This is a genomic window from Coleofasciculus sp. FACHB-712, from assembly GCF_014695635.1.
Classification (GTDB): Bacteria; Cyanobacteriota; Cyanobacteriia; order Cyanobacteriales; family FACHB-T130; genus FACHB-T130.
In genome coordinates, this window is the sequence record NZ_JACJOQ010000140.1 from 1 (window position 1) to 7,142 (window position 7,142).

A 7,142-nucleotide genomic window follows, 5' to 3' on the forward strand; every position below is an offset into this window, starting at 1 on the left:
GGACTTTGGCGGCGACGCCGGTTCCTTCTCCAATTAGACCCAGGAGGATCTGCTCCGTACCGACGAAGTTGTGTCCCAGGCGACGAGCTTCTTCCTGGGCCAGCATGATTACCTTAATGGCTTTTTCTGTGAAGCGTTCAAACATGGCGGATTTAGTTTTCCCCTGCTGCGTGCCTGTAATGGTGATTCTAGCATAGGGTTTTTATCCGGCTGTCACATTGAAGATAGATGAAATCTATCCCGCAAGATTTTTCTGACTTTGTTAGTAGACCCTAGCGATCGCTAGTCTCTCGCTACTATCTAAAGTTAGAAAATTGACGGGGCAAAAAAGTGAGTAAATTGACACATTGGCAAAAAACGCCAGTTGAACCACCATGTCCCCTACAACCTTATAACCGAACCTTATAACCGTCAACCTTCTATCCTTTAACTTCATCGGCTTCCAAGAACTGCCGATGAGAGTAACGGAAGCGATCGCCAATTGAGGAATGCCAGTCGCTTAAGGTTTGCGGAAATTCGGGTGCTTGAAGACCGCTACGCCACAAAATCAAAGCATCTTCGCCCGTATCTTTGTAATAGCGCCGACGCCTACCAACTTCCTGAAACCCAAATTTCTCGTAGAGAGACTGGGCAGGTCGATTCGATGCTCTCACCTCCAGTGTTGCCCACTCCAACCGGCGCTTCCAGGCTTTTTTGAGCAAGGCATAAAGCAGTGCCTGCCCCAAGCCCTGACCCCGATAGTTGGGATGCACTCCCAAAATCGTAATGTGTGCCTCCTCTAAAATTGCCCAGAGACATCCGATGCCCACGAGCGATCGCTCTAGAGGCGGATCTCCTTCCGGACTCAATGCAGTCGGGGCGGCGTTTTCCCCCACGTACTGAGTGGATTGACCGATTACCTCTCGTTCCTTGCCGCTAAATTCTTCTATAACTAGCAAGTCACTATTGGGACTTGCTAACTCTCGCTTGTAACCGTCTAGAGTCCAGAGTTGACCAAAACACAGTTGGTCTAGTTCCACTACCGCCAAGAGCTGCTCTGCTGTCAGCGGCTGAAGTTGCAAAAAATTCACAGTTTTCAATTGTAGACTGAAAAACAAGACGCATTCACGCCTGTTAAGCATCCAAGGACAACTATTAGATCATGTTATCGACTCAACCAGTCGGGGTTCAAAATTCTGGACGGCAATATTTACCGCTTACCCCTACAACCCGTACAGACGCAAATCATCACGTCAGTGTAGATCGTTCACCCAATCAGGAACTTTTGCCCTTGACATCTGGGGTTAACAGCCGCGACTGCCTGGAAATTGGTGGTTGTGACGTCACGAAACTCGTGCAGCAATTTGGTTCGCCCCTTTATATTTTGGACGAAGAAACGCTGCGGACAGCTTGTCGTCAATATCGGGATGGTTTAAGCCGCTATTATGGCGGTGAATCTCAGGTACTGTATGCTTCTAAAGCCTGGAGTTGTCTAGCCGTTTGCGCGATCGCTGCAAGTGAAGGCTTGGGGATCGATGTCGTCTCTGGCGGCGAACTCTACACGGCGCTGCAAGCTGGCGTCAGTCCCGACAAAATTTATTTTCACGGCAATAACAAATCCCGTGAAGAACTGACTTTAGCGGTTGAAACCGGCTGCACGGTTGTAGTAGACAACTGGTTAGAGCTACGCACCCTCGCGGCTTTGGAATCGGGACAAACGCCTAAGGAATCAGAGGTTAACCCCTCTAATCATCCAAAATCCAAAATCCGGATCATGCTGCGGTTCACCCCTGGCATTGAATGTCACACTCACGAATACATCCGCACCGGACACCTCGATAGCAAATTTGGCTTCGATCCTAACCAATTAGAGGAAGTCTTTGCTTTTATCAGCCAGCAGTCAACTTTAGATTGTATCGGGTTGCACGCCCATATCGGTTCCCAAATCTTTGAGCGCCAACCCCATCACGATCTCGCAGGGGTTTTGGTTGAGTGGTTTAAAAAAGCAGCCACCAATGGATTGCCCGTCAAAGAGTTAAATGTCGGGGGTGGCTTGGGAATTCGTTACACCGAATCAGACGATCCTCCCAGTATTGATGAGTGGGTCAAAACTGTCAGCGATGCCATTACCGCAGCCTGCCAATCTCAACAAATCCCCTTACCTAAATTATTGTGCGAACCAGGGCGATCGCTCATTGGGACTGCCTGCGTCACCGCCTACACCGTAGGCTCATCAAAGGTCGTTCCAGACATCCGCACCTACCTATCCGTTGATGGCGGAATGTCTGACAATCCCCGTCCCATCACCTACCAATCCCTGTATCGAGCCGTTGTTGCCAACCGGATGTCGGCACCCTTGACAGAAACTGTCACCCTTGCCGGTAAACACTGCGAATCTGGAGACATTCTGATCAAAGAAGCATCGCTACCGAAAACTGAGCCGGGAGATATTCTCGTCGTCATGGGCACAGGTGCCTACAATTACAGCATGGCTTCTAATTACAATCGCCTGTCTCGTCCAGCAGCGGTTTTAGTAGGTCGAGGAGAAGCTAATCTGATTTTGCAGAGGGAAACCTACCAGGATGTAATTCGGCAGGATCGTCTCCCTGAGCGATTAGTAGTTAGTTAGATTGGGAATTTTTTGCACCAATGCGGTCAACTAAAATCCCTGCCGCTTAGTCTCTTCTTAATCAAAGGAGGGAGGCTCTTCTCCCCTTTCGTCAAGGAGAGGGCAGGGGAATACATATACATAGCCCTCATGCTCTTTGACATGAGGGCTATGTAGGGGCGCACAGCTCACGCAAACGCTCTTACCATGTGTGTTGAACGCAATGGAAAACCGCTGTATACGCTATATAGTCGATTGATGCAAGATGTCAGTCATCGGAAAATCCTACGACTCACTACCTAATTCGCTAGTACCCAAGGGGGCGCTTCAGCTAAAATCGAGCTTTAAGGGAAAAAGAAAGTAAAAAATAGAAACAGTAATTAGCTATTAACTGTTTAGCTGGGACGTAACCACAGGTACACTAGATTTAGACTCTAAACTGTTAATTCAAGCCAATAGCTAACTGCTCTCCTTGCTTTTTACATTCTTGCCTTCTGCCTTTAAACTCGCCCGTATCCAGCAAACTTCAGCAAATCTGATAAGGTTCAATGAATTTGGGTCCCGGTCAAGACCCTCCCGGAACTTCGACCTTGTTGCTTCAAAGCATTGATATTGTTTTAGTTCTCATCCTCACGTATCTGGTGCTACTCTTTATCGGGGAGCGTCGCACATTGTGGATGGTACGGGGTTTGATTGTCTTAATGCTAGCCTCAGCCGTGAGTAATCGCCTGGGGCTGGTACTGTTGAGTTTTGTCCTGGAAAAGTTGGTAGTTGGCTCGGCTGTGGCGATGGCTGTCATTTTCCAGTCAGAATTTCGTCGGTTTCTGGAACAATTGGGCAGGGGAGAACTGATGCAGTTGCTGCAACCCTCCCGACGAGCGATTCCCAAAGCAGATAGTGTTATTGATGAAATTGTCGATGCGGTCAAAGAATTGTCCCAAAACCGCACGGGTGCTTTGATCGTACTGGAAACGACCGGCCCAATTGATGAGCGGGATTTTTCCGTTCAAGGCGTCAAATTAAATGCTGAGGTTTCTAAGGAAATCCTACAAACTATCTTTCAAACATCTACGCTCCTGCACGACGGCGCAATATTCATTAGTGGCTCCCGCATTGTTGCCGCTGGGGTGATTTTGCCCCTTTCTGAGCGGACGGCATCGCGGCAGCTGGGGACGCGGCACCGGGCAGCAATGGGAATTACGGAGCGGGTCGAAAATTGCCTATGTATCGTTGTATCTGAAGAAACCGGCTCTATTTCTTTAGCGGAGAGGGGGGGACTGAATCGCCCCCTAACCAGCAGTAAACTGAAAGAACTCTTAGAGACGCGATTCTCCACGTCAAGCGAAGAGAGGGCCGTCGCCCCCGGTCTACGCAGTTTGGGACGTCAGATTAGCGATCGGGGAAAGGCACTGGTTTCGCGTTTGCTTCGTCTTCCACCACCGGGTTCTCGTGACAAGAAATGACTTCAAAATCAACTGTCTTACAAAATTTGCCTGCTGACCTCGATCGAGACCGCCTGCCCAAACACGTGGCAGTAATCATGGATGGAAATGGTCGATGGGCCAAACGCCAAGGGCTACCTCGAATTATGGGTCATCGGCGGGGGGTCTATGCGCTGAAGGATTTACTGCGCTGCTGTAAGGATTGGGGAATTCCAGCGCTGACTGCTTATGCGTTTTCTACGGAAAATTGGAAACGACCGCTGGAAGAGGTTGATTTTTTAATGACCTTGTTTGAGGGGGTGTTGCGGCAGGAACTCCGGGAAATGGTGCAGGAGAATGTGCGAATCAACTTTATGGGAAATTTAGCCGATTTACCGCGAAGTCTCCAGGTAGAAATTGAGCGGTCAATGGCTGAAACTCAGCACAATGCCAGCATTCAGTTTACTGTGGCAACTAATTATGGGGGACGCCAGGAAATTCTGCAAGCTTGTCGAGCGATCGCGACTCAGGTGCAGGAAGGTGTTTTACAGCCTAATGAAATTGATGAAGCTTTGTTTTCACGCCACCTCTATACTGCCAAAGTTGGCGATCCCGACCTGCTGATTCGCACCAGCGGGGAAATGCGCCTCTCGAACTTCCTGCTGTGGCAATTAGCTTATGCGGAACTCTATATCACAGAAACGCTGTGGCCTGATTTTGACCGGGCGGAGTTTCACCGGGCTTTGTGTGCCTATCAACAGCGCGATCGCCGTTTCGGCAAAGTATGAAGATTGGCAAAGTATAAGTAAATTTGTAGAGACGCGAGCTATCGCGTCTCTGTTTTGACTGATTTCTGGAATTTAAGATTCAAAACTCAAAACTACTTTCTAAGGGCCTGCAAAGACGGCGTCTTCTACATCTTGGCGAGTCAGAGAATATTTGAAGGAGCGCAGGATATCTCGTCCGCCTTCACCCGCTTCTAGATAGCGCACGGTTAGCTCCTCCACATCTAGAGACAGCTCTGCTTTCCAAAAAGGTCTAGCAATGTGCCAACAGTGCAGCTGAGTTCGGTCTTGTTGACATCCCATCTTTTTGAGCCACTGTTCAATATCAGGTAAGGGATGGTTATAGAGAGGCGTATCAGCAGTGGGAAGAGTCATAGGTCGTTTTAATTTGGTTAGGGGCGGATTGTCCCAAATTATCTGTCATCCGGCAAGTAGATTGAATCAACTCGCTTGTTTTGAGGGATGAGTGGGGCAAGGCGCGACCCAGATGCCACAGGTTTAGATAGATGATGAGGATGAACAGGAAGATGAGGAGTCGCCTGCTGCTCGACTGGTTGCAGGGTTTCTAGCCCGGAAACTTGGAAGGCGGCTTCTCCTCGCGTTAAGCCAATGGCGATCGCTAACAATAGGCAACCCACAAAGGTTAAACCCATAATGAATAGGACAAAAATCTCTCCTGGAGAGAGGGGGCGATCGGTTGGATCTAAATAGGCTGAGGAAGAATATGCCTTTTTTGCTTGGGAAACCGAAGAATTCAAGTTTGGCGGTGCTTGAATTACGCTAATGCGGGAATAGCCAATTTTTAGGTCATAAGCCAGTCGCCGTTGTGGATTGCTGAGGGTGGAATAGGCTTCATTGAGCTGCTGGAACTTAGCGGTTGCTATGTTAGCAGGCAATTCTGTGGTATCGGGATGGTAGTGTTTACTTAATTCTCGATATGCGCGTCGAATTTCGATCGGGGACGCCGAAGGGTGCAGCCCTAGCAAGGCGTAATGACTGGTCGCCAAGGTTGTTTGATACGGCATCCGGCGACCTTCATTATTCGGATTTTCCCTATTTTGAGTCACCACAGCTTCACTCTGCTTGGTTAAGAGTGGGTTTCAATTATTGTAGTGCGGGAAAGGATGCGATCGCTCTCTTTTGATAAACTGCTCCGCAAATGGCTGCTAATAGCAACCATCCCAAGGTATTCACCCGTAAATCAAATATACTTACATCTACTACATTAAATAATGTACAGGCACCAAAAGCGACTAAATAACTGAAAAGAATTAACCTATTTTGTGGAGACGAGATTAGTCCCATCTCTGCCAATAGTAGGGTAGCTTGAACCATCACCCAGCCAACTAAACCGCAGAAGAAAATGGTTGCGGGGATGCCAGTTTCAGCCGTTAGCATTAACAGCAAGCTGTGAGGATGTCCCAGCCAGACTTTCATCTGTGCCTCGTAAAGTGGCGTAAAATTCCTTAAACCCCAGCCAGTCCAGGGACGTTGCTGAGTCATCGACCAAGCAAACTGCCACTGAGTTGTCCGTAACAGCGCCACAGGTCGATCTGGATACATTTGGTCGGTGAGTCGCGCCCAAAAGTAATAGGGGACAATCGTGCGAAGCCATTCGCGCACAGGTGAAGGGCCAAAAGCTGCCCAGAGGATGCTAGTAGCGATCGCCCCCACTCCGGCGATTAGCCAACGCCAACCTTGGTAGAAGGCAAAGGCAAGGCAGCTAAGAACGACAATCGCCCAAGCATTGCGGGAATTCGTCAAAATCAGTGCAGCAGCATTTCCAATTACCGCTACACTCAGAAACCCAATTCGCCAGGTAAACGGAAAGGGAAAAATATATTTTGTTTTAGCTTTTGCTTCCGCCCTTTGTTCTAGCGTGGCGGTGCGTAAGCGGGGAGATTGGGGCGATCGCTTTTTGCTTTCTTCAATCCACAATCCCAGTGCCAAAATAAACACAATTTGCAGATAGGCTGCCAAAATGTTGGCATACATAAACACCGAAGCCATCCGCCCGATGGGATTGCCTTTGGGTTGTAGCGCCCAACCTACAATACCTTCCAATAGCGCTGGGCTAGCCCAACCCAAGAATATCTGTCCGAAGCCGAGAATGACCACGGGTACAGAAGGCACCACCAAAATCCAAGCTAACCGTCGCAGTTGTGCTGGTGTCTGAATGAGTTCGCTATAGGCAGCAAAAAAGATGAAAAAGGGGAGGAAATTAAACAATCCCAGCAAGGCTTCTAAAGGAAAAGGGGCGAAGCTAGCTGAAATAATTACCCAGGTGCAAAAGATAGCGAATCCGCGATTGAGAGGGCGTCGGATAATTGTGGGATATTTTTTTCTCCA

The 7,142-nt window shown here is 48.8% G+C and carries 8 protein-coding genes; 3 read left to right on the forward strand and 5 right to left on the reverse strand.

Annotated elements, in window-relative coordinates:
• Nucleotides 1-145: Clp protease N-terminal domain-containing protein (locus H6F50_RS27485; RefSeq protein WP_190426403.1), on the reverse strand; the 145-nt coding region annotated here is incomplete at its 3' end.
• A gap of 274 nt (nt 146-419) precedes the next feature.
• The gene (gene rimI, locus H6F50_RS03575) at nt 420-1,070 is read right to left on the reverse strand and encodes a ribosomal protein S18-alanine N-acetyltransferase (RefSeq protein WP_190426405.1); all 651 of its coding nucleotides are present in this window, start codon (nt 1,068-1,070) and stop codon (nt 420-422) included.
• Between the two features lie 71 nt (nt 1,071-1,141).
• On the opposite strand from rimI, the gene lysA reads away from it, so the two are divergent.
• From lysA to H6F50_RS03590, 3 genes are all read left to right on the forward strand, one after another.
• Nucleotides 1,142-2,608, forward strand: a complete 1,467-nt coding sequence (gene lysA / locus H6F50_RS03580; protein ID WP_190426407.1) for a diaminopimelate decarboxylase — start codon at nt 1,142-1,144, stop codon at nt 2,606-2,608.
• Between the two features lie 527 nt (nt 2,609-3,135).
• Complete coding sequence (gene cdaA, locus H6F50_RS03585) at nt 3,136-4,050, forward strand: diadenylate cyclase CdaA (RefSeq protein ID WP_190412044.1); 915 nt, start codon at nt 3,136-3,138, stop codon at nt 4,048-4,050.
• The gene (locus H6F50_RS03590; RefSeq protein WP_190412045.1) at nt 4,047-4,796 is read left to right on the forward strand and encodes an isoprenyl transferase; all 750 of its coding nucleotides are present in this window, start codon (nt 4,047-4,049) and stop codon (nt 4,794-4,796) included. Before cdaA ends, H6F50_RS03590 begins: the two co-directional genes overlap by 4 nt.
• Before the next feature lie 99 nt (nt 4,797-4,895).
• Here H6F50_RS03590 and H6F50_RS03595 read toward each other — a convergent pair whose 3' ends face one another.
• The 3 genes from H6F50_RS03595 to H6F50_RS03605 form a co-directional block, all read right to left on the reverse strand.
• Entirely contained in the window at nt 4,896-5,168 is a 273-nt protein-coding gene (locus H6F50_RS03595) for a DUF3143 domain-containing protein (RefSeq protein WP_190412046.1), read from the reverse strand.
• 38 nt (nt 5,169-5,206) lie between these two features.
• The gene (locus H6F50_RS03600; protein ID WP_190426411.1) at nt 5,207-5,818 is read right to left on the reverse strand and encodes a J domain-containing protein; all 612 of its coding nucleotides are present in this window, start codon (nt 5,816-5,818) and stop codon (nt 5,207-5,209) included.
• Between the two features lie 79 nt (nt 5,819-5,897).
• Nucleotides 5,898-7,142, reverse strand: a 1,245-nt coding sequence (locus tag H6F50_RS03605) for an O-antigen ligase family protein (RefSeq protein ID WP_190426409.1), incomplete at its 5' end; no start/stop codon positions are given.